This window comes from Klebsiella sp. C360 (genome assembly GCF_048822415.1).
Lineage (GTDB): Bacteria > Pseudomonadota > Gammaproteobacteria > Enterobacterales > Enterobacteriaceae > Klebsiella > Klebsiella quasipneumoniae.
The window spans coordinates 780,647-806,634 of sequence record NZ_JBMEZZ010000001.1; the positions used below are offsets into that span (position 1 = coordinate 780,647).

General features: G+C 58.7%; 17 protein-coding genes. 6 read left to right on the forward strand and 11 right to left on the reverse strand.

Annotated elements, in window-relative coordinates; translation table 11 throughout:
* Positions 1–2: 2 nt before the first annotated feature.
* The 6 genes from dmsA to lrp all read right to left on the reverse strand — a co-directional run bounded on the left by dmsA (position 3) and on the right by lrp (position 11,092).
* On the reverse strand, positions 3–2,441 hold the full coding sequence (dmsA, locus tag ACOI7D_RS03995; protein ID WP_109546495.1) for a dimethylsulfoxide reductase subunit A: 2,439 nt from the start codon (positions 2,439–2,441) through the stop codon (positions 3–5).
* A gap of 198 nt (positions 2,442–2,639) precedes the next feature.
* Entirely contained in the window at positions 2,640–3,932 is a 1,293-nt protein-coding gene (serS, locus tag ACOI7D_RS04000; RefSeq protein WP_004201371.1) for a serine--tRNA ligase, read from the reverse strand.
* A 91-nt stretch (positions 3,933–4,023) separates the two neighbouring features.
* Positions 4,024–5,367: a replication-associated recombination protein RarA gene (gene rarA, locus ACOI7D_RS04005; protein WP_109546496.1), complete on the reverse strand. Its 1,344-nt coding sequence runs from the start codon at positions 5,365–5,367 to the stop codon at positions 4,024–4,026.
* 8 nt (positions 5,368–5,375) lie between these two features.
* Entirely contained in the window at positions 5,376–5,987 is a 612-nt protein-coding gene (gene lolA, locus ACOI7D_RS04010; protein WP_244341703.1) for an outer membrane lipoprotein chaperone LolA, read from the reverse strand.
* Positions 5,988–6,109: 122 nt separating this feature from the next.
* Complete coding sequence (gene ftsK, locus ACOI7D_RS04015; RefSeq protein ID WP_109546497.1) at positions 6,110–10,462, reverse strand: DNA translocase FtsK; 4,353 nt, start codon at positions 10,460–10,462, stop codon at positions 6,110–6,112.
* A 135-nt stretch (positions 10,463–10,597) separates the two neighbouring features.
* Positions 10,598–11,092 carry a leucine-responsive transcriptional regulator Lrp gene (gene lrp, locus ACOI7D_RS04020; RefSeq protein ID WP_000228469.1) on the reverse strand — a complete coding sequence of 165 codons (495 nt, stop codon included), beginning with the start codon at positions 11,090–11,092 and terminating at the stop codon, positions 10,598–10,600.
* 532 nt (positions 11,093–11,624) lie between these two features.
* Here lrp and trxB point away from each other — a divergent pair.
* The 5 genes from trxB to infA all read left to right on the forward strand — a co-directional run bounded on the left by trxB (position 11,625) and on the right by infA (position 17,509).
* Entirely contained in the window at positions 11,625–12,593 is a 969-nt protein-coding gene (gene trxB, locus ACOI7D_RS04025) for a thioredoxin-disulfide reductase (RefSeq protein ID WP_002898019.1), read from the forward strand.
* Positions 12,594–12,707: 114 nt separating this feature from the next.
* Entirely contained in the window at positions 12,708–14,474 is a 1,767-nt protein-coding gene (cydD, locus tag ACOI7D_RS04030; protein WP_044521908.1) for a heme ABC transporter permease/ATP-binding protein CydD, read from the forward strand.
* Positions 14,475–16,196, forward strand: a complete 1,722-nt coding sequence (gene cydC, locus ACOI7D_RS04035; protein ID WP_109546498.1) for a heme ABC transporter ATP-binding protein/permease CydC — start codon at positions 14,475–14,477, stop codon at positions 16,194–16,196.
* A 39-nt stretch (positions 16,197–16,235) separates the two neighbouring features.
* Complete coding sequence (gene aat, locus ACOI7D_RS04040) at positions 16,236–16,937, forward strand: leucyl/phenylalanyl-tRNA--protein transferase (protein WP_049014702.1); 702 nt, start codon at positions 16,236–16,238, stop codon at positions 16,935–16,937.
* Between the two features lie 353 nt (positions 16,938–17,290).
* Positions 17,291–17,509: a translation initiation factor IF-1 gene (gene infA, locus ACOI7D_RS04045; RefSeq protein ID WP_001040187.1), complete on the forward strand. Its 219-nt coding sequence runs from the start codon at positions 17,291–17,293 to the stop codon at positions 17,507–17,509.
* Between the two features lie 121 nt (positions 17,510–17,630).
* Here infA and clpA read toward each other — a convergent pair whose 3' ends face one another.
* A complete protein-coding gene (gene clpA / locus ACOI7D_RS04050; RefSeq protein WP_032455257.1) occupies positions 17,631–19,910 on the reverse strand; it encodes an ATP-dependent Clp protease ATP-binding subunit ClpA in 2,280 nt (759 codons plus the stop codon).
* Between the two features lie 30 nt (positions 19,911–19,940).
* A complete protein-coding gene (gene clpS / locus ACOI7D_RS04055; protein ID WP_002896520.1) occupies positions 19,941–20,258 on the reverse strand; it encodes an ATP-dependent Clp protease adapter ClpS in 318 nt (105 codons plus the stop codon).
* Between the two features lie 325 nt (positions 20,259–20,583).
* Here clpS and cspD point away from each other — a divergent pair, with 325 nt between their 5' ends.
* On the forward strand, positions 20,584–20,805 hold the full coding sequence (cspD, locus tag ACOI7D_RS04060; protein ID WP_002896516.1) for a cold shock-like protein CspD: 222 nt from the start codon (positions 20,584–20,586) through the stop codon (positions 20,803–20,805).
* 76 nt (positions 20,806–20,881) lie between these two features.
* Here cspD and macB read toward each other — a convergent pair whose 3' ends face one another.
* From macB to ACOI7D_RS04075, 3 genes are all read right to left on the reverse strand, one after another.
* Positions 20,882–22,822, reverse strand: a complete 1,941-nt coding sequence (gene macB, locus ACOI7D_RS04065) for a macrolide ABC transporter ATP-binding protein/permease MacB (RefSeq protein WP_044521907.1) — start codon at positions 22,820–22,822, stop codon at positions 20,882–20,884.
* Positions 22,819–23,934 carry a macrolide transporter subunit MacA gene (macA, locus tag ACOI7D_RS04070; RefSeq protein WP_023289004.1) on the reverse strand — a complete coding sequence of 372 codons (1,116 nt, stop codon included), beginning with the start codon at positions 23,932–23,934 and terminating at the stop codon, positions 22,819–22,821. The genes macB and macA overlap by 4 nt, the downstream gene beginning before the upstream one ends.
* A gap of 146 nt (positions 23,935–24,080) precedes the next feature.
* The gene (locus ACOI7D_RS04075; RefSeq protein WP_023289003.1) at positions 24,081–25,739 is read right to left on the reverse strand and encodes an ATP-dependent endonuclease; all 1,659 of its coding nucleotides are present in this window, start codon (positions 25,737–25,739) and stop codon (positions 24,081–24,083) included.
* Positions 25,740–25,988: the final 249 nt, after the last annotated feature.

Genomic DNA, 25,988 nt, shown 5'->3' on the forward strand with positions numbered 1-25,988 from the left:
CCTTACAGCTTCTCAACCTGGACGAGGTTGGTATGCGACGGGTTCCCCTTCGCCAGCGGCGAGGGGCGCTGGGTGGTCAGCACGTTAATGCTGCCCGCCTGATCCACGCGCGAGGCGTCCGGGTTATACCAGGCCCCTTCCCCCAGCGCGACCACGCCCGGCATCATGCGCGGGGTCACCTTCGCTTCGATATGCACTTCCCCACGGTCGTTGAAGATGCGAATGCGATCGCCGTTGGCAATGCCGCGCTGGCGGGCATCGATCGGGTTAATCCACATCTCCTGCCGACAGGCAGCCTTCAGTACATCGACGTTGCCGTAGGTTGAATGGACGCGCGATTTATAGTGGAAGCCGGTCAGCTGTAGCGGGTATTTCGCCGTCAGCGGATCGTTGTAGTTTTCGAAGCCCGGGGTGTAGATCGGTAGCGGATCGATGACATCGCCTTCCGGCAGCTCCCAGGTGGCGGCGATTTTCGCCAGCGCCTGCGAATAGATTTCAATCTTGCCCGAAGGCGTGGTCAGCGGATTAGCCTGCGGATCCTCGCGGAAGGCTTTATAAGCCACATGGTGCCCTTGCGGATCGCGCTGCTTATAGATGCCCTGCTGACGGAAGGTGTCGAAATCCGGCAGGTCGGGAATCGCTGTTCGCGACTGCTCATACAGATAGCGCATCCAGCCTTCCTGGGTACGGCCTTCGGTAAATTTTTCCTCGACGCCGAGGCGCTTCGCCAGCTCGCTGGTCATCTCATAGATAGTTTTGCATTCGAAACGCGGCTTGATGGCCTGGTCGGCAAAGATGACGTAGGACATGTTGCCGCAGGAGGCATCCAGCGCGAAATCCATCTGCTCAGAGGCGGTGCAGTCCGGCAGCAGAATATCGGCGTATTTCGCTGACGAGGTCATATGGCAGTCGATGACCACAATCATCTCGCACTTCTTGTCGTCCTGCAGGATCTCGTGGGTGCGGTTAATCTCTGAGTGCTGGTTGATCAGGCAGTTGCCCGCATAGTTCCAGATCATTTTGATCGGCACATCGAGCTTATCTTTGCCACGCACCCCATCGCGCAGGGCGGTCATTTCCGGGCCGCGCTCAATCGCATCGGTCCACATAAACATCGAGATGCTGGTCTGAACCGGATTCTCCAGCGTCGGCATGCGCTCAAACGGCAGGCTGTAGGAGCCCTCGCGCGCGCCGCTGTTACCGCCGTTGATCCCGACGTTACCGGTCAGAATGGCGAGCATCGCGATAGCCCGGGTGGCGATTTCGCCGTTGGCGTGACGCTGCGGCCCCCAGCCCTGGCTGATACAGGCCGGTTTGGCGCTGGCAATTTCGCGCGCCAGTTTAACAATGCGTTCGCGCGGAATACCGGTTATGGTCGAGGCCCACTCCGGCGTTTTGGCGATACCGTCGGCGCCCTGGCCAAGTATCCAGGCTTTATAGTGGCCATTGGCCGGGGCATCGGCAGGCAGAGTTTTCTCGTCGTATCCCACACAGTATTTATCGAGGAACGGCTGATCGACCAGATTCTCGGTGATCATCACCCACGCCAGACCCGATACCAGCGCCGCATCGGTACCGGGGCGAATCGGGATCCATTCATCTTCGCGTCCGGCGCCGGTGTCGGTATAGCGCGGATCGATAATGATCATCCGGGCATTGGATTTCTGGCGCGCCTGCTCAAGATAGTAGGTCACCCCGCCGCCGCTCATCCGCGTTTCGCCTGGGTTGTTGCCGAACCGCACTACTAACTGGCTGTTTTCAATATCCGACGGGCTGTTGCCATCCGCCCAGCCGCCGTAGGTGTAATTCAACCCTGCGGCAATCTGCGCAGATGAATAGTCGCCGTAATGATTGAGATACCCACCGCAGCAGTTCATCAGACGGGCAATCAGGGTTTTCCCCGGCGGCCAGGAGCGGGTCAGCGTGCCTCCCAGCGTGCCGGTGCCGTAGTTCAGATAGATGGACTCGTTGCCGTAGTCTTTAATCAGGCGCTGCGTCGTGCTGGCGATGATATCGAACGCCTCTTCCCAGCTGATTTGCTCGAATTTACCCTCACCGCGTTTGCCTACGCGCTTCATCGGATATTTCAGCCGATCGGGGTTATAAACCCGGCGGCGCATAGACCGCCCGCGCAGGCAGGCGCGCACCTGATGCAGGCCGTCATAGTTATCGTCACCGGTATTATCGGTTTCGACGTATTTAATCGCGCCATCCACCACGTGCATGCGCAGCGGGCAGCGGCTACCGCAGTTGACGGTGCAGGCGCTCCAGACCACCTTCTCACTGGCCGGGGCTGGCGTGTCGGCGGCGTGGGCCATACGGGAAAAGGGTAACGTTAGTGCGTTGCTGGCCAGCGCCAGGCCGCCTATTGCCGTGGTTTTCATCAGACCACGGCGGCTTACCTCAGCAGCCAGTAAAGCATCGGGGGCTTTAATTTTCATGGATACTCGCTTTGGTTGCTCACAATAAACTGACAAGCGCTATATAGTGATATATATAAGGCTTTGAAATATTATTGGTTTTTTATGCTGGTTTAATCCAAAGGGAGTATCACTGCATTCGCGGATGGGATTATTGCCCGGTATCAATAAGGATGTAAAAAAAGCGCCCGCAGGCGCTTTTAAGGGAGAAGGTAAAAATTAACCGATATATTCGAGGCCGCGCATATACGGGCGCAGGATTTCCGGGATCTCGATACGGCCATCAGCCTGCTGATAGTTTTCCATCAGCGCCACCAGGGTACGACCGACCGCCAGGCCAGAACCATTCAGGGTATGAACGAGACGGGTCTTCTTGTCGGACTTGCTGCGGCAGCGAGCCTGCATACGACGCGCCTGGAAATCCCAGACGTTGGAGCAGGAAGAGATCTCACGGTAGGTGTTCTGCGCCGGGACCCACACTTCGAGGTCATAGGTTTTGCAGGCGCTGAAGCCCATATCGCCGGTGCACAGCGCGACCTTACGGTAAGGCAGGCCCAGCAGCTGCAGCACTTTCTCGGCGTGGCCGGTCATCTCTTCCAGCGCCGCCATCGAGTCTTCCGGACGGACAATCTGCACCATTTCAACTTTATCGAACTGGTGCATACGGATCAGACCGCGGGTGTCGCGACCATAAGAACCTGCTTCGGAACGGAAGCACGGCGTATGGGCGGTCATTTTTATCGGCAGATCGTCTTCATCGATAATTTCATCACGCACCAGGTTGGTCAGCGGCACTTCCGCCGTCGGGATCAGCGCGTAGTTGCTGCTGTCAGCCTCTTCTTCCAGCGGACGAGTATGGAACAGGTCGCCGGCAAATTTCGGCAGCTGACCGGTGCCATACAGGGTGTCCTGGTTAACCAGGTACGGGACATAGTTTTCGCTATAGCCATGCTGTTCAGTGTGCAGATCCAGCATGAACTGCGCCAGGGCGCGGTGCAGACGGGCCAGCTGGCCTTTCATCACCACGAAGCGCGAACCGGTGAGCTTAACGGCGGCGGCAAAATCCAGCCCCCCGTGCATTTCACCCAGCGTCACGTGATCGCGCACGTCGAAATCGAACTGGCGCGGCGTGCCCCAGCGGCTGACTTCAACGTTGTCGTTTTCGTCACGGCCAACCGGCACGTCATCGTGAGGAATATTCGGGATAGCCAGCGCGATATCGCGGATTTCCGCCAGCAGCGCTTCCAGCTCGGATTTTGCGGCATCCAGCTGTTCGCCGAGTTTGTTCACTTCCAGGCGTAATGGCTCGATGTCTTCCCCGCGCGCTTTCGCCTGGCCAATGGATTTCGATCGGGAGTTGCGCTCCGCCTGCAGGTTTTCCGTTTGCACCTGCAGAACTTTACGACGCTCTTCAAGCGCGCGAAGTTTATCTACATCCAGCTTAAAGCCCCGGCGTGCCAGTTTTTCTGCGACTGCGTCTGGCTCGGTACGCAGCAGATTGGGATCGAGCATGCTTATCCTGTGCTTATCGAATTAAAAAAAGAATAGTGGCCGCAGACTACGACCACGGAAATAGTGTAATAACCTTACCGCAACGCCTCAATTAGCGGTAGCGTTTTATCGGGCTATTTTGATCCTGTTCAGCGAGCCAGGCGAGCTTTTCGCCAATTTTGCCCTCAAGCCCCCGGTTTGTCGGGCGATAATAGCGCGTTTGCGTCATTTCCTGCGGGAAGTACTGCTCACCGGCGGCGTAGGCGTTAGGTTCGTCATGAGCGTAACGATACTCCTGCCCGTAGCCCATCTCTTTCATCAGCTTCGTCGGGGCATTGCGCAGATGCACCGGAACGTCATAGTCCGGACGGTCTCGCGCGTCGGCCAGCGCCGCTTTAAAGGCGGTGTAGACCGCATTGCTCTTCGGCGCGCAGGCCAGATAGACAATGGCCTGGGCAATCGCCCGTTCGCCTTCCGCCGGCCCGACGCGGGTAAAGCAGTCCCACGCCGAAATGGCCACCTGCATCGCCCGCGGGTCGGCGTTGCCGACGTCTTCCGAGGCAATCGCCAGACAACGGCGTGCAACGTACAGCGGATCGCCCCCGGCGGTGATGATCCGCGCGTACCAGTAGAGCGCCGCGTCCGGCGCGCTCCCGCGCACTGACTTATGCAGGGCGGAAATCAAATCGTAGAAACGGTCGCCTTTATTATCAAAGCGCGCGCTGCGCTCGCCGGCGATCTCGGTCAGCAGTTCCGCCTTCAGCACCCGCTTGCCCGCATCATCGCTTTCGGCCATATCGGCCATCATTTCCAGGGTATTCAGCGCCCGCCGCGCATCGCCGTTCACCAGTTCGGCGATGGCCCTGCGGGTCTCATCCGGCAAAACGATATCCTGGCCGCCGTAGCCGCGGGTTTTATCGTGCATCGCCTGGTCAAGCACCTGCTCGATATCGTCGGTGGTGAGCGATTTCAGTAAGTAGACGCGGGCGCGGGAGAGCAGCGCCGAGTTAAGCTCAAAGGAGGGATTTTCGGTGGTCGCGCCAATAAAGGTGATGGTGCCATCTTCAATATGCGGCAGAAAGGCATCCTGCTGGCTTTTATTGAAGCGATGCACTTCGTCAACAAACAGAATCGTTCGTCGGCCGGCGTTGCGATTCTGCCGCGCGCGCTCAATGGCCTCGCGGATCTCTTTCACCCCGGAGGTCACCGCCGAGATCCGTTCGACATCGGCGCTGGCATAGCGGGCGATCACTTCCGCCAGGGTAGTCTTGCCGGTGCCCGGCGGCCCCCAGAGGATCATCGAATGCAGGTGCCCGGCTTCGATCGCCCGCGGCAGGGGTTTGCCCGGCGCCAGCAGGTGCTGCTGGCCAATATACTGCGCTAAATTTTCTGGCCGCATGCGAGCGGCCAGAGGTTGAAACGCGTTGTCGGAAAAATCGAGCGACAGATTGCTCACTTTCGCCTCTACTTACGTTGATCGTCCACCGTCACCCCTTTCGGCGGCGTAAAGGTGAACTTAGATGCGTCGACGGCGCAGTTCTGCTGCGATTTCAGCTGATAGCTGCTGCGCTGATCATCCTGCTCGACGGCGCTGAACTGATGGATGGTGCCGTCCCGACCGACGTTGATCGTGAACTGCTTCAGGTTGCCGCTGCCGCTTTTCGGCGTCAGCACAAAATCATCGCCGTTTTGTTTGATATTGTACTGCTGCCAGTCGCTGGACTGGTTGCGGGCAATCAGCATAAACGGCGTGTTGCTGGTGGCGTCTTTCAGCCAGGTCGCCGTGGCCTGCTCGACGAACGGGTTATAGAACCACAGGGTTTTACCATCCGAAACGAGGACGCTCTCATCCGGCTGGGTCATATGCCAGTTAAACAGATTCGGGCGTTTTACCCACAGGTCGCCCTGTCCGTCCTGCACGGCGTTGCCGCTGCCGTCGGTGACTTTTTGCGTGAAGCTGGCATGGAAGCTGCTCACTTTATCAAGACGGCTTTTTAAGTCACTGGCCGCATCTGCCCAGACCTGGCTGACGACCATACCAGACAGTAATGCACAGGTGATTGCGAGTTTTTTCATTGTTCTTCCTTAATGTGCGTCACTCCCGACGCGGGAGCCTCTTCTGCCCCTAATGTAGGACCGCCGACGGCGGCGGGACAGAAGAATTGGCTGATTTTGCGCTTATTTACCCAACTTTGCACTCATTCAAAGGGCGGCGGCGCCAGTACTTCGCGGTTACCGTTATGGCCCTGCTCGCTGACAATGCCCTGCGCTTCCATCTGTTCGATAATACGCGCGGCACGGTTATAGCCGATGCGGAACTGGCGCTGCACCCCGGAAATCGACGCTTTACGCTTCTCGGTCACAAAGCTGACCGCCTGATCGAACAGCGGATCCAGCTCTTCACCACCGTCGAAGCCACCGCCGCCGCCTTCGCTTTCGCTGTCGGAGGTAATGCCGTCTACATACTGCGGACGACCGCGGGCTTTCCAGTCCTGAACCACGGCGTGGACTTCCTGGTCGCGAACAAACGCCCCATGGACGCGCACCGGCGTGGTGGAGTTCGGCCCGGAGTAGAGCATGTCCCCCATCCCGAGCAGCGATTCCGCACCGCCCTGATCCAGAATGGTACGCGAGTCAATTTTGCTCGACACGGTAAAAGCGATGCGCGTCGGAATGTTGGCCTTAATCAGACCGGTAATGACATCCACCGACGGACGCTGCGTCGCCAGCACCAGGTGGATCCCCGCCGCACGCGCTTTCTGCGCCAGGCGAGCGATCAGCTCTTCCACCTTCTTACCGACGGTCATCATCAGGTCGGCGAATTCGTCCACCAGCACCACAATATACGGCAGCTTTTCCAGTACCGGGTGCACGGCGTCCATACTGTCGCCTGGCTTCCAGTACGGATCCGGGATCGGACGACCCATGCGCGCCGCTTCTGCAATCTTCTCGTTATAGCCCGCCAGGTTACGCACGCCCAGCGCCGACATCAGCTTGTAGCGACGCTCCATCTCGTTGACGCTCCAGCGCAGCGCATTGGCGGCGTCTTTCATGTCGGTAACCACTTCCGTCAGCAGGTGCGGAATTCCTTCGTAGACCGACAGCTCCAGCATTTTCGGGTCGATCATGATGAAACGCACATCTTCCGGCTGCGCCTTGTAGAGCATGCTGAGGATCATGGCGTTGACGCCGACCGACTTACCGGAACCGGTGGTACCGGCCACCAGCAGGTGCGGCATTTTCGCCAGATCGGCCACCACCGGATCGCCGGCGATGTCTTTACCCAGCACCACGGTCAGCGGCGACGGGTTATCACGGAACTTGCTGTTGTCGAGCACTTCACGCAGGTAGACGGTCTGGCGCTTTTTATTCGGCAGCTCAAGCCCGACATACGGTTTACCCGGGATCACCTCCACCACGCGCACGGCGACCGTGGACAGTGAACGCGCCAGATCCCGTGACAGGTTAGAGATTCGCGCCGCTTTGACGCCAGGCGCCAGATTCAGTTCGAAGCGGGTGATCACCGGCCCCGGCGAGTAGTTCACCACATCCGCTTTAATGCGGAAATCGGCGAGTCGCGCTTCCACCAGTCGTGCCATCTGCTCGAGAGCAAAGGTATCCACCGGCTCGACTTCACTGGGCGGCGGCGTAAGCAGATCCAGCGACGGCAGCGGCGTCGTCGGCTTTTGCAGCGGTCGACTATCGCCATTGCGCATCAGCAGCGGGTGGATCAGGCTCTCCTGCGGCGCAGGCGCGGCAGGCTGATGCCCCTGCGGGGTAACCGGCTGGTGCTGCGGCACGGACTGCGGCGCAGTCTGGTAAGGCTGCGGCGGCACTGGCTGATGGTGTACCGGTTGGTGCTGCGCAGGTTGATAACCCTGCTGCGGAGCGGCGGCCGGTTGTTGATAGTGCTGGGCTGGCTGCTGCGGCTGTACTTCCGGTGTCGGCGTAAACAGCGGCTCGCTCGGCCCCTCATTGACCAGAGTTTTCATCGGCGAGAATTCGTAATCCGCCGGCGAGAACGGATTGGCGCCCGGCGGCTGCTCGGAGGCGTAGCGCTGCTGCTGGGTGGCGGCAAACTGGCGCGCCAGCTCCGCTTCCGCCGCAGCGTCGGCATCATCGTCATCAGTCGCGTTATCGTCTTCCCAGCGATGGCCATAGCGCTGCTGTTGAGTGGCGGCGAACTGGCGAGCCAGTTCATCCTGCTCCATAGCATCCGCTTCCTCATCCGAGAGTAGCCCATCATCATAATGGGGGTCGCGCTCTGCCTGCCGCGCGCGCTGTTCTGCTTCCCGCTGCGACGGTAGCTTGATGCCGTAGGAGGCCAGTTCCCGACGCGTCGGGACGCGAACGCGATTAGGCCGCGGTAGTTTTGGACCAATGCCCTCTTTCACCTGTACCCGCGGTCCGCTGGAGGCCGGGCTGAACAATGGCGCCGTCGCTGCGGACGCGGCGGTCGCCGTCGTCGCGGCCGCTGAGCCGCCGCTGGCAGCCGTTGCCTGATGCACCCCGGCCGCCACCGCAGAAACCACGGTTGACTCCACGGGCGGTTTGGACGGGGCGGCTGGCGGCGTCAGCGGTTTGGTGGCGATCGGGCTTTCCGGCTCCGGAATAGGCTGATACCAGGAAGCCAGCAGCTCGCGTTCGCGCGCCCGCTTCTCTTCCACTTCCTCGAAGTAATAGAGCGGCGGACGTTTCACTTCTTCCTGCACGACCTCAGGCTCTGGCTGCGCGGCAGGTACCGGCGCGGGCTCAGGCTGATACGCCTGCGGCGCGGGCTGGCCGGCATGCGGATCGTAACTCGGCTGCTGATAAGGCGCAGTCTCGGGTTGATACCCCTGCGGCGCGGGCTGGCCGGCATACGGATCGTAAACCGGCTGCTGATACTGTGCAGTCTCGGGTTGATACCCCTGCGGCGCGGGCTGGCCGGCATACGGATCGTAAACCGGCTGCTGATACTGTGCAGGCTCGGGTTGATACCCCTGCGGCGCGGGCTGACCGGCATGCGGATCGTAAACCGGCTGCTGATACTGTGCAGGCTCGGATTGATGCCCCTGCGGCGCAGGCTGTTGTCCGGCATACGGATCGTAAACCGGCTGCTGATACTGTGCAGGCTCGGGTTGATACCCCTGCGGCGCAGGCTGTTGCCCGGCATATGGATCGTAAACCGGCTGCTGATACTGTGCAGGCTCTGGTTGATACCCCTGCGGCGCAGGCTGTTGTCCGGCATATGGATCGTAAACCGGCTGCTGGTGCGGCGCATGCTCGGGTTGATACCCCTGCGGCGCAGGCTGTTGTCCGGCATGCGGATCGTAAACCGGCTGTTGATACTGCGCCGGCTCTGGCTGATACGCCTGCGGCGCGGGTTGCCCCGCTGGCGGCTGATAAGCAGCCTGCTGGAACGGGGCGGGTTCAGGCTGATAGGCCTGCTGCGGCGGATAGCTGGCTTCTGGCTGATAAGCCGGCGCAGCGCCCTGATGGCCCGCCGTCGACTCGCCCCACGCCTGCGGCGCGGCAGTGGCCGCCGCCGCTGCGCCCACCGGCTCAGCGATACTGTGGCCGTTCAGCAACGGATCGTAAGGGTCGAAATCGCCCGGGCGCGCAGCGCTGGCGCCGGAAAATAGCACATCATTCTCTGCGGGACGCGCGGCGCTGGCACCGGAAAACAGTACATCGTCGGCGGCGACAGGCGCACCGCTGGCGCTGTACTGCACGGCCTCTTCCCCGTCGTCCATCCGTTTGCCGGAGAAAAGCGCCGCGTCGGTTTTACGCCCCATAGGATTGGTAAACTTCTCGGCCAGACGTTTACGCCGCGCCAGCGCGCTGCGCAAGATACGGGCCCGACGCGACTCCTGGGGGGTTGCCGCCTCTTCGTCGTCGTACTCTTCATCGTCGTCTTCGTATTCGCCTTCATCGACCCAGGTATCATCCCGACGGGTGCGGTTGCTGGCAAAGGTGAGTACGGACAGGATGCCGCCGCCCAGTTTTTCCGCAATGCTGACCCACGACCAGCCGGTAAACAGCGTCAGGCCGGCCGCCCAGATGCACAATAGAGCGATGGTGCCGCCGCTGCTGTGCAGCAGCGGTTGCAGGGTGGTGCTCAGCAGGCTGCCAATCACCCCGCCAGAGGCGAAGTACCAGATATCATCGGCGTTAATCGCCGCCAGACCGCAGGAGGTCAGGATCAGGGCTAACGCACCGATGAGACGCAGAGAAACGGCGAAATAATCAATGTATTCGTCGTTTTCCTGATGCCGCCAGGCAAACCAGCATCCGCCGATGATGATCACCGGGATGGTATAGGCCATGACGCCAAAAATGAAAAACAGGGTATCGGCAAGCCACGCGCCGGGGGCGCCGCCTAAATTATGAATAGGCTCATGCCATGCCGTTTGCGACCAGCTTGGGTCCGAGGGGTTAAAGCTCAGTAATGCCGCCATCAGCCAGATGGCGAAGAGGGAGCAAAGGATGAGCATCGCCTCAAGGAGTCGGCGCCCGCTGCTGAGTTTGGTAAGTTTGACTTCTTTGTCTTCGGTGTATTCCTGGCTCAAGAAAGGCTCTCCAGGTATCAGGCTGTTTCCTGCCTGCTGCTAAAACGGACAACAGCGCCGGGTCTCCCCGGCACTGTTGCTGTATGGATTAACAGGAGTGTAATCAAACTACGTCGAGTTTGCACCTGTTCCGTGTTAGCGCGTCTTAATAACCAGACGATTACTTTGCTTGACTTCTTCCATTACCACATAGGTACGGGTGTCGTTAACGCCCGGCAGGCGCAGCAAGGTCTCGCCCAGTAATTTACGATACGCTGACATATCCGGTACGCGGGTTTTCAACAGATAGTCGAAATCACCGGAAACCAGATGACACTCTTGAATTTCTTCAAGTTTTTGCACTGCGGCGTTAAATTGCTCAAACACATCCGGTGCGCCACGATTCAGAGTAATCTCAACAAATACCAGAAGTGATGCATCCAGATAATGCGGGTTGAGCAGCGCCGTATAGCCCTGAATAAAACCCTGTCTTTCAAGACGACGCACACGCTCAAGGCAAGGCGTCGGAGAAAGTCCCACCCGTTTAGAAAGCTCGACGTTAGAAATTCGCCCATCTTTTTGCAATTCATTCAGGATGTTACGATCAATGCGGTCGAGATCTTTGCCAGGGCGCTTCTTGCTATCTACCATTATTATTGTCTCTCTGTATTCCTTCCCTACTCCTGTTCCGGCTCTGTGCCTTCACTGCCAGAGCCCATCCTGTTATTACCCGTACGACATTAGGTAACCCAGGGGTACGTGAGAAGCCCGTTGCCTGACGGCAGTCACCGATATCACGCATGGCGTCTGTCCACACCATGCGTAGATTTCGTTAACCCGGATAAAAATGGCATTTGCGTGCATGAAAATTCGCCGCACGCCAAATACTGCTTTTCTTCTTCCTTGAATGTTTTCGCAAAAGCACAGGGGATTGTCAAAGCAAAACATCGATTTTTAGTACAAGATGCCAGATATTCATCATCCACCCTGGTTGATTCTCATTTTTTCGTCTTATAATTGTCCCGCCAACAGTAGAAATAGTTATATTCCTTGCCGGGAAAATCGCCAATTCATCGGCCGCTTCTATTGCACATATCGTTAACAAAATCGCTGCGCTCTTTTTTTACGCCAACAAATTCCCTACAATCCCAGCCCAATGTATGCCAATTATTATGGGGATCTCATGGGCACAGCCAAACACAGTAAACTGCTTATTCTTGGTTCTGGACCTGCGGGATACACCGCGGCGGTCTATGCCGCGCGCGCCAACCTGCAGCCGGTGCTGATCACCGGGATGGAAAAAGGCGGTCAGCTGACCACCACGACGGAAGTGGAAAACTGGCCAGGCGATCCGAACGATTTGACCGGTCCGCTGCTGATGGAGCGCATGCACGAGCATGCCGCGAAATTTGAAACCGAGATTATTTTCGACCATATCAGCCGCGTCGACCTGCAAAACCGGCCGTTCCGTCTGACCGGCGACAGCGGCGAATACACCTGTGACGCGCTGATTATCGCCACCGGCGCTTCAGCCCGTTACCTGGGTCTGCCTTCCGAAGAAGCCTTCAAGGGCCGCGGCGTTTCTGCGTGCGCCACCTGTGATGGATTCTTCTATCGCAACCAGAAAGTGGCGGTGATCGGCGGCGGCAACACCGCGGTTGAAGAGGCCCTGTATCTGTCGAACATCGCCTCAGAGGTACATCTGATCCACCGTCGCGATTCCTTCCGTGCGGAAAAAATCCTCATCAAACGCCTGATGGACAAAGTGGCAAGCGGCAACATCGTGCTGCATACCGATCGCACCCTCGAAGAGGTGACCGGCGACCAGATGGGCGTCAGCGGCCTGCGTCTGCGCGATACCAAAAACAGCGACAACGTCGAGTCCCTGGAAGTAGCCGGTCTGTTTGTCGCCATCGGCCACAGCCCGAACACCGCCATCTTTGAAGGTCAGCTGGAGCTGGAGAACGGCTACATCAAAGTGCAGTCCGGTATCCACGGCAATGCGACCCAGACCAGCATCCCGGGCGTGTTTGCCGCCGGCGATGTCATGGACCATATTTATCGTCAGGCTATCACCTCCGCCGGCACCGGCTGCATGGCGGCGCTGGACGCTGAACGTTACCTCGACGGTCTGGCTGACGCGTGCAAATAATCTTTACAAGTCAGTAACAAAGGTAAAGAAGGCGACGAAAAGTCGCCTTTATTTTTGCCGCGATGTAACATTGCCGTGCCCAATATTCCCATAACGACACCTGCTAAGCGCGCAATGAATAAAACCCGTCAACAAGAGTTAACCCGCTGGTTAAAACAGCAAAGCATTATCTCCCGTCGCTGGTTGATGATTTCCCGCCTCCTCGGCGTGGCGAGCGGTCTGCTGATCGTGGCGCAGGCGTGGTTCCTGGCGCGGATCCTGCACCGGATGGTGATGGAGAATATTCCTGCAACCGCCCTGCTGCTGCCGCTGACCCTGCTGGTGCTGACCTTTGTGCTGCGCGCCTGGGTGGTCTGGCTGCGTGAACGGGTCGGCTTTCAGGCCGGGCAGCATATTCGCTATGAAATTCGCCGCCAGGTGCTCGACCGTCTCCAGCAGGCGGGCCCGGCGTGGATCCAGGGTAAACCTGCCGGCAGCTGGGCGACGCTTATCCTCGAGCAGATCGACGATATGCATGACTATTATGCCCGCTACCTGCCGCAGATGACGCTGGCGGCCTGCGTGCCGCTGCTGATCGTTATCACTATTTTCCCGATCAACTGGGCCGCCGCGCTGATCCTCCTCGGCACCGCGCCGCTGATCCCCCTGTTTATGGCCCTGGTTGGGATGGGCGCCGCCGATGCCAACCGGCGTAACTTCCAGGCGCTGGCCCGCCTCAGCGGTCACTTCCTCGACCGTCTGCGCGGCATGGAAACCTTGCGTATTTTTCACCGCGGTCAGGCCGAAACGGATAATATTCGCGACGCCTCGCAGGATTTTCGCCAACGCACCATGGAAGTCCTGCGCCTGGCGTTCCTCTCCTCCGGAGTACTGGAGTTTTTCACCTCGCTCTCCATTGCGCTGGTAGCGGTTTATTTCGGCTTCTCATACCTGGGCGAGCTTAACTTCGGCCACTATGGCGCGGGCGTCACGCTGATGGCGGGCTTCCTGACGCTGATCCTCGCCCCGGAGTTTTTCCAGCCATTACGCGACCTGGGCACCTTCTACCATGCCAAAGCCCAGGCCGTCGGCGCTGCGGACAGTCTGAAAACGTTTATGGAAACCCCGCTGACCCAGGTGGAGCGTGGCGAAAAAACCTTAAATGATAACGATCTGATTGGCGTGGAAGCGCGCGATCTGCTGATTAAATCTCCCGACGGGAAAGTCCTCGCCGGGCCGCTGAATTTTTCACTGCCTGCAGGCGCGCGGGTGGTGCTGGTGGGGCAGAGCGGCTCAGGGAAAAGTTCCCTGCTGAACACCCTGCTCGGCTTTTTGCCCTATGAAGGTTCGCTGAAGGTCAACGGCGTCGAGCTGCGCGAGCTGGACGCCGATCGCTGGCGTCGCCTGTTAAGCTGGGTGGGGCAGAATCCCCAGCTTCCTGCCGCCACGCTGCGGGAAAATGTGCTGCTGGCGTGGCCGGAAGCCAGCGATGCCCAGCTTCGGCTGGCGCTGGACAAGGCCTGGGTGAGCGAGTTTATCGCTCTGCTGCCGGATGGGATCCATACCGCCGTGGGCGATCAGGCGGGCCGTCTGTCGGTCGGCCAGGCGCAGCGTATCGCGGTCGCGCGCGCGCTGTTGGTGCCGTGCCGCCTGCTGCTGCTGGATGAACCCGCCGCCAGCCTCGACGCCCATAGCGAACAACGGGTCATGCAGGCGTTGACCCACGCCTCCACCCAGCAAACCACGCTGCTGGTTACCCATCAGCTTGAGGGACTGGCGGACTGGGATGCCGTCTGGGTGATGCAGGACGGACAGATTATCGAACAAGGCGACTACGCCACGCTGGCCCGCGCCGGCGGGGTCTTCTCGGCGCTGTTGGCCCATCGTCAGGAGGAGATTTAAATGCGCGCGCTCTTACCCTATCTGGCACTGTATAAACGCCACAAATGGATGCTGCTGCTCGGCATCGTACTGGCTATTGTGACCCTGCTGGCCAGTATCGGCCTGCTGACGCTCTCCGGCTGGTTTCTCTCCGCCTCTGCAGTGGTGGGCGTCGCCGGGATCTACAGTTTTAACTATATGCTGCCCGCAGCGGGCGTACGCGGCGCAGCGATTATCCGTACCGCCGGACGCTATTTCGAGCGTCTGGTCAGCCACGATGCCACCTTCCGCGTGCTGCAGCACCTGCGCGTCTTCACCTTCAGCAAACTGCTCCCCCTCTCTCCGGCGGGGCTGGCGCGCTTTCGCCAGGGTGAACTGCTCAACCGCGTAGTCGCCGACGTCGACACCCTGGATCATCTCTACCTGCGGGTCATTTCGCCGCTGGTCGGCGCGCTGGTGGTGATTGTGGTGGTGACCTGCGGATTAAGCCTGCTCGACGTTGCCCTCGCGCTGACGCTCGGCGGCATCATGCTGGTGACCCTGCTGGTTATGCCGCCGCTGTTCTATCGCGCCGGTAAACCGGCCGGAGAGAGTATGACCCAGCTGCGCGGTCAGTATCGGCAACAGCTTACCGCCTGGCTGCAGGGCCAGGCGGAGCTGATGGTGTTTAACGCCAGCGACCGCTATCGCGCGCAAATGGAAAAAACCGAGCTCAGCTGGCAGGACGCGCAGCGTCGCCAGGCCGAGCTGACCGCGCTTTCACAGGCGCTAATGCTGTTAATCGGCGGAATCGCCGTGGTGGCCATGCTCTGGCTGGCCTCAGACGGCGTCGGCGGCAACAGTCAGCCCGGGGCGCTGATCGCCCTGTTCGTCTTCTGCGCCCTGGCGGCTTTCGAAGCCCTGGCGCCCGTCACCGGCGCTTTCCAGCATTTAGGTCAGGTGATCGCCTCCGCGCTGCGGATCTCGCAGATCACTGACCAGCAGCCGGAAGTCTCCTTCGTTGAGGGCGAGGCCAGCAGGCCTGCGCAGGTGGCCTTAACCTTCAGGCAGGTCACCTTCCGCTACCCGCAGCAGCCCTCCCTCGCCCTGGAGAACATCTCCCTGCAGATTGCCGCCGGGGAACATATCGCTATTCTTGGCCGAACCGGCTGCGGAAAGTCGACGCTTTTGCAGTTGCTCACCCGCGCATGGGATCCGGCGCAGGGAGAGATATTGCTCAACGACCAGCCGCTGTCCGGGCTGAGCGAAGCCACCCTGCGGCAGTCAATGAGCGTGGTGCCGCAGCGCGTGCATCTGTTCAGCGCCACCCTGCGCGACAACCTGCGGCTGGCGGCGCCTGAGGCTGATGATACACTGCTCTGCGCCACCCTTGAAAAGGTAGGCCTGGAAAAACTGCTGGAAGATGGCGGACTCAACGGCTGGCTGGGCGAAGGCGGACGCCAGCTTTCCGGCGGCGAACTGCGCCGGCTGGCCATTGCCCGCGCGCTGCTCCACGATGCGCCGCTGATGCTGCTGGATGAACCGACAGAAGGTCTGGATGCCGCCACCGAAAGCCAGATCCTTCATCTGCTGGCGGAAGTCATGCGCGAGAAGACCGTGCTGATGGTCACCCACCGCCTGCGAGGCCTGGCGCGTTTTAATCAGATAATAGTCATGGACAACGGCCAGATAATTGAGCAAGGTAGTCACGCGGAGCTGCTCGCTAAACAGGGCCGGTACTTCCAGTTTAAACAGCGTCTGTAGGCTATTATCTAATTTTTGCTGATGCGTATTGAGGTTAAAATGCGTCTGGTTCAGCTCTCCCGGCATTCTATCGCCTTCCCTTCTCCGGAAGGCGCCCTGCGTGAACCTAACGGCCTGCTGGCGCTCGGCGGCGATCTAAGCCCCGCGCGTCTGCTGATGGCCTATCAGCGTGGTATTTTTCCCTGGTTTTCCCCCGGCGACCCGATCCTCTGGTGGTCGCCCGATCCCCGGGCAGTGCTTTGGCCGGAACAGTTCCATCTCAGCCGCAGCATGAAGCGCTTTCATCAGCGCTCCCCCTACCGCGTCACGCTCAATCACGCCTTTGGCGCGGTGATTGAGGGCTGCGCCAGCGATCGTGACGAAGGCACATGGATAACCAGCAGCATCGTTCGCGCCTATCACCAGCTGCATGAGCTGGGCCATGCCCACTCCATTGAAGTCTGGCAGGAGAATACCCTGGTGGGGGGAATGTACGGCGTGGCGCAGGGGGCATTGTTTTGCGGCGAGTCGATGTTCAGCCGGGCGGAAAATGCCTCTAAAACCGCGCTGCTGGTATTTTGCCAGGACTTTGCGCAGAGCGGCGGTAAATTAATTGACTGTCAGGTGCTGAACAACCACACCGCGTCATTAGGCGCAGTGGATATTCCCCGCCGCGATTATCTGGACTATCTGTCGGTATTACGCGGCTACCGTCTACCCGAGCGATTTTGGGTACCACGGGTGCTATTTCCGGGCGGATAATAAAATGTTTTCAGCACATTTTGCGTCAGGATGGTATAATTGCGCGGTAGAGTAGCTTCTGCCTGTTGCCCCGCCGCCGTTTGGGAATAATAAGAGTCAGATAACGCCCATCGTTCTGTCACTCCCCTTTACGTTTGCGCCTGTCACGCGGCATGGCCGTGTGTGTCCCGGGCAATGCGCCAAAACTACTTCGGCGATTCATACCCGTCATATTTCCATTGCCGGCGTGCTGACTGCGCGCCTTGCGGTAAGGTGAATGATTCAGGGTAGACACGTAAAACTTTACTTACATGATGAACTTCGGCATTATCTTGCCGGTTCAAAACTACGGTAGTGATACCCCAGAGGACTAGATGGCCAAAGAAGACAATATTGAAATGCAGGGCACCGTACTTGAAACGTTGCCTAACACTATGTTCCGCGTAGAACTGGAAAACGGTCACGTGGTAACCGCGCATATCTCCGGTAAAATGCGTAAAAACTACATCCGCATTCTGACGGGCGACAAAGTGACTGTTGAGCTGACCCCGTACGACCTGAGCAAAGGCCGCATTGTCTTCCGTAGTCGCTGATTGTTTTCGCCACTAAGGCGTCAGATGCTGAAGGCCGGGATAATTCCCGGTCTTTTCATTTCTACCGCCAGCCAGCAAAAAAAACCGGCCAGTGGCCGGTTTTTACATGCAAGATATCGCCTTAGTGGGCGGCTTCCGGTTTGTGCTTCGGCGCGCTCTGGAAGTCGTAAGTCAGCGTATTTTTCACGCTGTCCAGAGAGACCGTCACCTGCCCCCCGTCGACCAGCGAGCCAAACAGCAGCTCGTTCGCCAGCGGTTTTTTCAGGTTGTCCTGAATGACGCGTCCCATCGGACGTGCCCCCATCGCCCGGTCGTAACCTTTTTCCGCCAGCCAGTCGCGCGCTTCCTGGCTGACTTCCAGGGAGACGCCTTTCTGATCCAGCTGAACCTGCAGCTCGACGATAAACTTGTCGACAACCTGATGGATCACCGTGGTGGAGAGGTGATCGAACCAGATAATGTTGTCGAGACGGTTACGGAACTCCGGCGTAAAGATCTTCTTGATCTCATCCATTGCATCCGGACTGTTGTCCTGCTGAATAAGGCCAATCGATTTACGCTCGGTTTCCCGCACCCCGGCGTTGGTGGTCATCACCAGCACCACGTTGCGGAAGTCCGCTTTACGTCCGTTGTTATCGGTCAGCGTTCCGTTATCCATCACCTGCAGCAGCAGGTTGAACACGTCCGGATGCGCTTTTTCGATCTCATCGAGCAGCAGCACCGCGTGCGGATGTTTAATCACCGCATCGGTCAGCAGCCCGCCCTGGTCGAAGCCGACGTAGCCCGGAGGCGCCCCGATTAAACGGCTGACGGTATGACGTTCCATATATTCGGACATATCAAAACGCAGCAGCTCGATACCCAGCGCCTTCGCCAGCTGCACGGTCACTTCGGTTTTCCCCACCCCGGTCGGCCCGGCGAACAGGAATGAACCCACCGGCTTGTGCTCATGGCCCAGCCCGGCGCGCGCCATTTTGATGGCTTCCGTCAGCGCCTCGATGGCCTTATCCTGACCAAAGACCAGCATTTTCAGTCGATCGCCAAGGTTTTTCAGCGTATCGCGATCGCTGCGGGAGACGCTCTTCTCAGGGATCCGCGCAATGCGCGCCACCACTGACTCGATATCCGCCACATTGACCGTTTTCTTACGCTTGCTGACCGGCATTAAGCGCGCCCGCGCCCCTGCCTCGTCAATCACGTCAATCGCCTTATCCGGCAGATGACGATCGTTAATGTATTTCACCGCCAGCTCAACCGCGGCACGCACCGCCTTGGCGGTATAACGCACATCGTGGTGCGCTTCGTACTTCGGCTTCAGGCCGTTGATAATCTGGACGGTCTCTTCCACCGACGGTTCGGTAATATCAATTTTCTGGAAACGGCGGGCCAGCGCACGATCTTTCTCAAAGATGTTGCTGAACTCCTGATAAGTGGTGGAGCCAATCACCCGGATCTTGCCGCTGGAAAGCAACGGTTTGATCAGGTTAGCCGCATCGACCTGACCGCCAGACGCCGCCCCCGCACCTATGATGGTGTGGATCTCATCAATGAACAGGATGCTGTTGGTATCCTGCTCCAGCTGTTTGAGCAACGCTTTAAAGCGTTTTTCAAAATCGCCACGGTATTTCGTCCCGGCCAGCAGAGAACCAATATCGAGCGAGTAGATGGTGCAGTCAGCCATGACTTCCGGCACATCGCCCTGCACAATACGCCAGGCAAGGCCTTCGGCGATGGCGGTTTTACCGACGCCGGATTCCCCCACCAGCAGCGGGTTATTTTTACGCCGACGGCACAGAACCTGAATGGCGCGTTCCAGCTCTTTTTCACGGCCGATCAGGGGATCAATGCCGCCGACGCGAGCAAGCTGATTGAGGTTGGTGGTGAAGTTTTCCATACGTTCCTCCCCGCCGGCTTGCTCTTCATTGCCAGGCTGGCTTCCGCTGTTATCGGAAGACTGGCTCGGCTCGTCTTTGCGTGTACCATGAGAAATGAAGTTCACCACATCGAGTCGGCTCACTTCATGTTTACGCAGCAGGTAGGCGGCCTGCGACTCCTGCTCGCTGAAAATCGCCACCAGCACGTTGGCGCCGGTCACTTCGCTGCGGCCAGAAGATTGCACGTGGAAGACGGCGCGCTGCAGCACACGCTGGAAGCTCAGCGTCGGCTGGGTGTCGCGCTCTTCTTCCGTGGCTGGCAGGACGGGTGTGGTTTGTTCGATGAAGGCTTCAAGTTCCTGACGCAATGCCACCAGGTCCACTGAACACGCTTCCAGGGCCTCACGGGCCGAGGGGTTGCTTAGCAGAGCCAGCAGCAAGTGCTCGACGGTCATAAACTCATGACGGTGCTCGCGCGCTCTGGCGAAAGCCATATTTAAACTGAGTTCCAGTTCTTGATTGAGCATAGGCACCTCCCCCAATTTTCATGCCTGTATTCAGGCTTTTTCCAGCGTACACAGCAATGGATGCTCGTTCTCCCTCGCGTACTGATTCACCATAGCGACTTTGGTCTCCGCCACTTCCGCGGTAAACACGCCACAAATCGCCTTACCTTCATAGTGAACCGTGAGCATCAGTTGCGTTGCACGTTCAACATCATAAGAAAAGAATTTTTGTAACACGTCAATAACAAACTCCATTGGAGTGTAGTCATCATTGACCAATATCACTTTATACATAGATGGCGGTTTAATCGCATCACGAACTTCGTCGTCAACCAGGTGCTCGAAGTCCAGCCAATCTCTCTTACTCATCGTCAGTGTTCATCATCGGTTGCTGTTGCCAACAGGCGGAGGCCTGTCGATGACCAGAGGTTATGCTCATCACAAATCTACAACAGATCATAGATAACTATCATCTATCGCTTCTATCCGCGACGGCTGTCACATTCCCCGGCAATAGCGTTAACTGCTTCAAATTTTGACGCATTTTTCGCCGCTCCCCCTCCTCAATCGCTTGACGCGTTTTCGTATTTCTCTAAATTGTAGTGGCGAGAGTTGGCGAGCAATTGAACAACTCGTCACTCCACCACCGGTTCATTCCATCTTACTAATAAAGATTTACGAAGGATGTCGAAGTATGGAAATGGGTACTGTTAAGTGGTTCAACAATGCCAAAGGGTTCGGTTTTATCTGCCCTGAGGGCGGCGGCGAAGACATTTTCGCCCATTACTCCACCATCCAGATGGATGGTTACAGAACGCTAAAAGCCGGACAAGCCGTTCGGTTTGATGTTCACCAGGGGCCAAAAGGCAACCACGCCAGCGTGATCGTCCCTGTGGAAGCGGAAACGGCTGCATAACTCTTTTGCTTCATTGTGTACATCCTGCTAATAAAATGCCAGTCCTTCTGACTGGCATTTTTATTTCTCATCCCGACTACTCCCGCGCCAGGGCATCCACCGGATCGAGCCGCGCCGCATTGCGCGCCGGCAGCCACCCAAACAGCACCCCGGTTAACGTCGAACAGAGAAACGCTGTCACCAGCGCCAGCGGCGAAAAACCGATCTCCCAGCCGGGGAGAAACAGCTGCAGAATAAACGCAATCATCAGCGACAATGTCACCCCCAGCGCGCCGCCGACCAGGCAAACCAGCACCGCTTCGATGAGAAACTGCTGCAGCACATCGCTGGCCCGGGCGCCAACCGCCATGCGGATGCCTATCTCACGCGTTCGTTCGGTCACCGACACCAGCATAATATTCATCACGCCAATCCCGCCGACCACCAGGGCGATCACCGCCACCAATGTGAGGAACAGCTGTAAGGTATGTGTGGTCCTTTCGGCGGTTTTCAAGATGCTGTCCATATTCCAGGTGAATACATCTTTTTTACCATGCCGCAGCTCCAGCAAACGCAGCAGCTGCTTTTCAGCGGTGTCGCTGTCATAGCCTTCATGAACGCGGACGGTGATCGAGTTCAGCCACGACTGGCCCATCACCCTTCCCGCCATGGTGGTGTAGGGCAACCAGACGCGGAGAATTTTACTGCTGCCGAACATCGACTGCTTTTCATCCGCAACGCCAATCACCGTGGCCGGCATATTGCCCACCAGAATCACCTCGCCCACCACTTTCGCTTTATTGGGAAACAGCTGGCGACGGGTATTGCTGTCGAGCACCACCACCTGCGCCCGGCTGTTGAGCTGCAGCTCATTAAAGGTATTGCCCTCGCTAAAGGTCATGCCGTAAACATTAAAGTATTGCGGCCCCACCCCTTCCGCGCTGGCGGCTACGTCAATATTGTTGGCGCGCAGACGCAGGCTTTTTGACACCGCCGGCGTAGCGGAACGCACCCACGGCTGTTTCTGGATCGCCAGCAAGTCGTCATACTTCAGCGCCTGTTGATAGCGCGGGTCGTCATCGCCAAAATCCTTGCCAGGGTAGACGTCAATGGTATTGGTGCCTATCGCGCGAATATCTGCCAGCACCATTTGTTTGGCGGCATCGCCCACCACGACGATCGATACCACCGAGGCAATCCCAATAATAATGCCGAGCATGGTCAGCAGGGTACGCATTTTATTCGCCGCCATCGCCCGCCAGGCCATGACCAGCGCCTCGCGAAAGCCGCTGGTGAACTGACGCCACGCCGAGGGCTCCTCCTGCTGACGGGCGCGCAGCCCACCGCCCTGGCGGCTGGCGGAGGGGTTGCGGACGATTTCGCCATCGCGGATCTCGACGATCCGCTCCGCCTGAGCGGCGACCTGCGGATCGTGAGTGACAATGATGACCGTGTGCCCCTGCGCTTTCAGCTGGTGCAGGATCGCCATCACCTCTTCGCCGGAATGGCTATCCAGCGCGCCGGTCGGCTCATCGGCGAGGATCACTTCCCCACCGTTCATCAGGGCGCGGGCGATACTGACCCGCTGCTGTTGTCCGCCGGACAGCTGCGACGGCTGATAGTCGGCGCGATCGCCAAGCCCCAGGCGCGCCAGCAGCTCATGAGCGCGCGCCAGGCGCGCCCGCCTTTCACTACCGGCATACACCGCCGGCACTTCGACGTTCTGCGCGGCGGTCAAATGCGACAGCAGGTGATAGCGTTGAAAGATAAAACCAAAGTGTTCCCGCCGCAGACGGGCCAGCGCATCGCCATCCAGCTGCGCAATATCGGTTCCCGCCACTCGATAGGTGCCGCTGGTGGGTTTATCAAGGCAGCCAAGGATGTTCATCAGCGTTGATTTACCCGAGCCGGAGGCGCCCACGATCGCCACCATCTCCCCGGCATGGATACTGAGGGTGATCCCCTTGAGGACCTCAACGCTGCCGTCGCCGGAAGGATAGCTGCGACGAATATCACGCAGCTCGAGCAAGGCCGTCATTTTGCCGCCCCGCTCGCGCTCTCGCCGACGATCACCTCATCCCCCTCTTCAAGTCCCTGCACCACCGCGACGTCGGTATCATTGCGCGCGCCAATGACAATCTCACGCTCTTTGACCTCGCCGGTACGCAACAGCCGGACGTGGTAGCGGTTATCACCGACCGCATCGCCCAGGGCGCTCAGCGGGATGGTGATCACGTTCTTCACCTCGGCCAGTTGAATATGCACCTGCGCGGTCATGTCGAGGCGCAGGATCCCCTGCGGGTTCGGGACCTCGAAGCGGGCATAATAGAAGATGGCGTCGTTGACTTTTTCCGGCGTCGGCAGAATGTCCTTCAGCTTGCCTTCATAGCGGGTTAACGGGTCGCCCAGCACGGTAAACCACGCCTTTTGCCCCGGTCTGAGATGGATGACATCCGCTTCGGAGACCTGCGCTTTAACCAGCATGGTGCTGAGGTCCGCCAGGGTCAGAATGTTCGGCGCCTGCTGGGCAGCGATCACCGTCTGTCCCTGCAGGGTGGTAATTTGCGTCACTTCGCCAGCCATCGGCGCCAGGATCCGCGTGTAGTCGAGGTTGGTCTTCGCGGTGTCGAGCGTAGCCTGGTTGCGCTTAATTTGCGCTTCAATGGTGCCGATTTGCGCCTGTTTCACCGCCAGGTCGGTGGCCGCGGTATCGAGGTCCTGTCGCGAGACCAGCTGGCGCTGCGCCAGCTGCTGCTGACGGGCCAGGGTCACCTGCGCCAGCTTACTCTCCGCGCGCGCCTGATTGAGCTGGGCGCGCAGTTCCATCAACGTCGCTTCCACCTCTTTGATCTGGTTTTGCGCCTGCTCAGGATCGATAACCCCCAGCAGTTGGTCCTTTTTGACCTTATCGCCGATATTCACGTGCAGCGTCTTCAGCTGCCCGCTGACCTGGGCGCCGACGTCAACTTTTCGCAGGGCATCCAGCTTGCCGGTAGCCAGCACGCTCTGCTGGAGGTCGCCTTTGCGCACCACCAGTGTCTGGTAGTGCGGCAGCGGCGCGTTGAGGATCCGCCATCCCCAGACAGCCAGACCCAGCACCACGATCGCCAACAGCCACCAGACGGTCCTGCGTTTTCCCTTCAATTTCATATTCCGATTCCTGCTGTTTCCCTGCCGATCCAGGCGGTGATTCTATCGAAACCCGTTGGCAACAGAACATCCATTTTTCGCGCCAATGACGTTTTGTTTAGCTGCCGGAGAGCTTTGCGCCGCCGAGCCCCCCGACGGCGAAGAGATTAATCGGCGCGACCGCGGGCCAGCCACAGTACCCGCGAGAACATTTTTTTCAGCAGCGTCGGCACTGCGTCCACCCCACGGCGGCCGGCTTCCATTGCCACCTCAATCGCCAGGTCCGGCTTGGATGAACGATGAATGGCCTTGGTGATCACCCGCCGCATATTCATGGGCACATTATCCGGGATCTGCGCCACCCGGTGGTAAACGTCATCAAATCCCTGACGATACATAAAGTGTTCCATATCCAGCGCCGGCAGAGTGGTAAGATGGTCGCGCTCCAGCTCGCGATCGTTATTCAGCAGGCCGCGTACGGTCGCGGCATATTTTTTCCCTGCCTCATCGCCGTCCACCAGCACGTGCCACTGGATCCCCATCCGGCGGGCGAATTTGATCAACGGCTTCAGGCCCGACTGGGCGAATTCAATGACTTTCACCCCTTCAGCATCAAAATGATGGCCGCACTGGCGGGCCAGTTCGTTGATAACCCAGGTTTCCGTCTCCCCCTCCACCAGCAGCCAACAGCGGGCGAAGAGCGATGAGGCGCGATTGAAGCGGATATGAAAGGCAATGCGCCGACTCTCTTCGGCATTCATTCCGCCGGGCCCCAGCCGCCATGCCGACACCCGCGCCGATTCACGCACCAGCCGACACACCTGCTCCACCGGCGTCAGGGACAGCAGCTCTCCGGAGTTGGTGGTGGTCACCCGCTGCAACGGCAGCAAATTCAGCAGATGCCAGGCGACGGAGAGCATGATCGGATGCAGGCGGGTCTCGGGATCTTCAATCAACAGCAGCGGCCGCGCGTCGCGATCGAGGCGCACCGTCCCTTTCGCCTGCAGCAGGGTGGCGAACAGCCCCAGCAGGATCACCCGATGGCTGCGCCCGCCGGGCTTGTCGATCATCCGGTTGATAATATCCAGATAACGCCAGCTACGCTGTTCATCATGGGAACGCCGCCGCATCAGGCGATGTCGCGTCTGGGCGCTGCTTTGCTCGGCAAAATAATGCTCCAGCAGCTGCACCATGGCCGACAACCCCTCGCGGATCTGACCGTCGGATAAATTTTGCGGGTGGCTGACCAGTTCGCGGGACAGAAAATCCAGCTGGCGGGCGGTGATCTCTATCTGCGGCGAGTGCGGTACCGTTCCGTTATGAATACGCCGCATAAAGCGCGCGTCGCGCAGGCGCAGCACCGGCATCAAACGCACCAGGTGTCTGGCCAGCTCATCGATATCCTCCAGCGCCAGCGCTTCGCCTTCGCCATCGATAAAACTGCGCAGGGTCATCACGCTGTCGTCATCGGCAAGTTCGCCTTCCAGGCGGTAGAACACCCGGTGATACCCGTCATCACAGGGCACCCAACAGCGCTGAAGCGGACGGAAACGCCGCACCCGATGGCGTCCCGGCTCCGTTTCGCGGAAGGTCAGAATAATATGCAAATGGTGCTCGCGCCCCTGGATGTCGCCCGCGGGGAACCAAAAGTCATCGCGAACAAAGTGATAAAGATCGAACTCTGGCGACAAAAGCAGGGTCAGCGCATCAAGCAGACTGGACTTCCCCCACGCGTTTTCCCCGATCAGGACGTTATTTTGCTCGAGCATCAACGACAGACGATTGATACCGCGAAAACCGACGATTTCTACGCGCTCAAGAAGCATATCCCCTCCGCTAAACCACCACTCTCCTTCAGTAATCAACAGTATAGCGAGGGCGGCGGCAAGATGACACTCCGCTTAGTCACCTCGCGCATCCTATTCAGCAGGTTAAATATATTCATAAAATTACACACTTACCGCCTATTAACCGCTGTTGATTATTCATCAAACAAAATAGTTTTATTTCAGACGTTATGTTCTACACTATTGATAATCTTGGATGGATATAGGAATAGTTAAACTGGCAAAAGC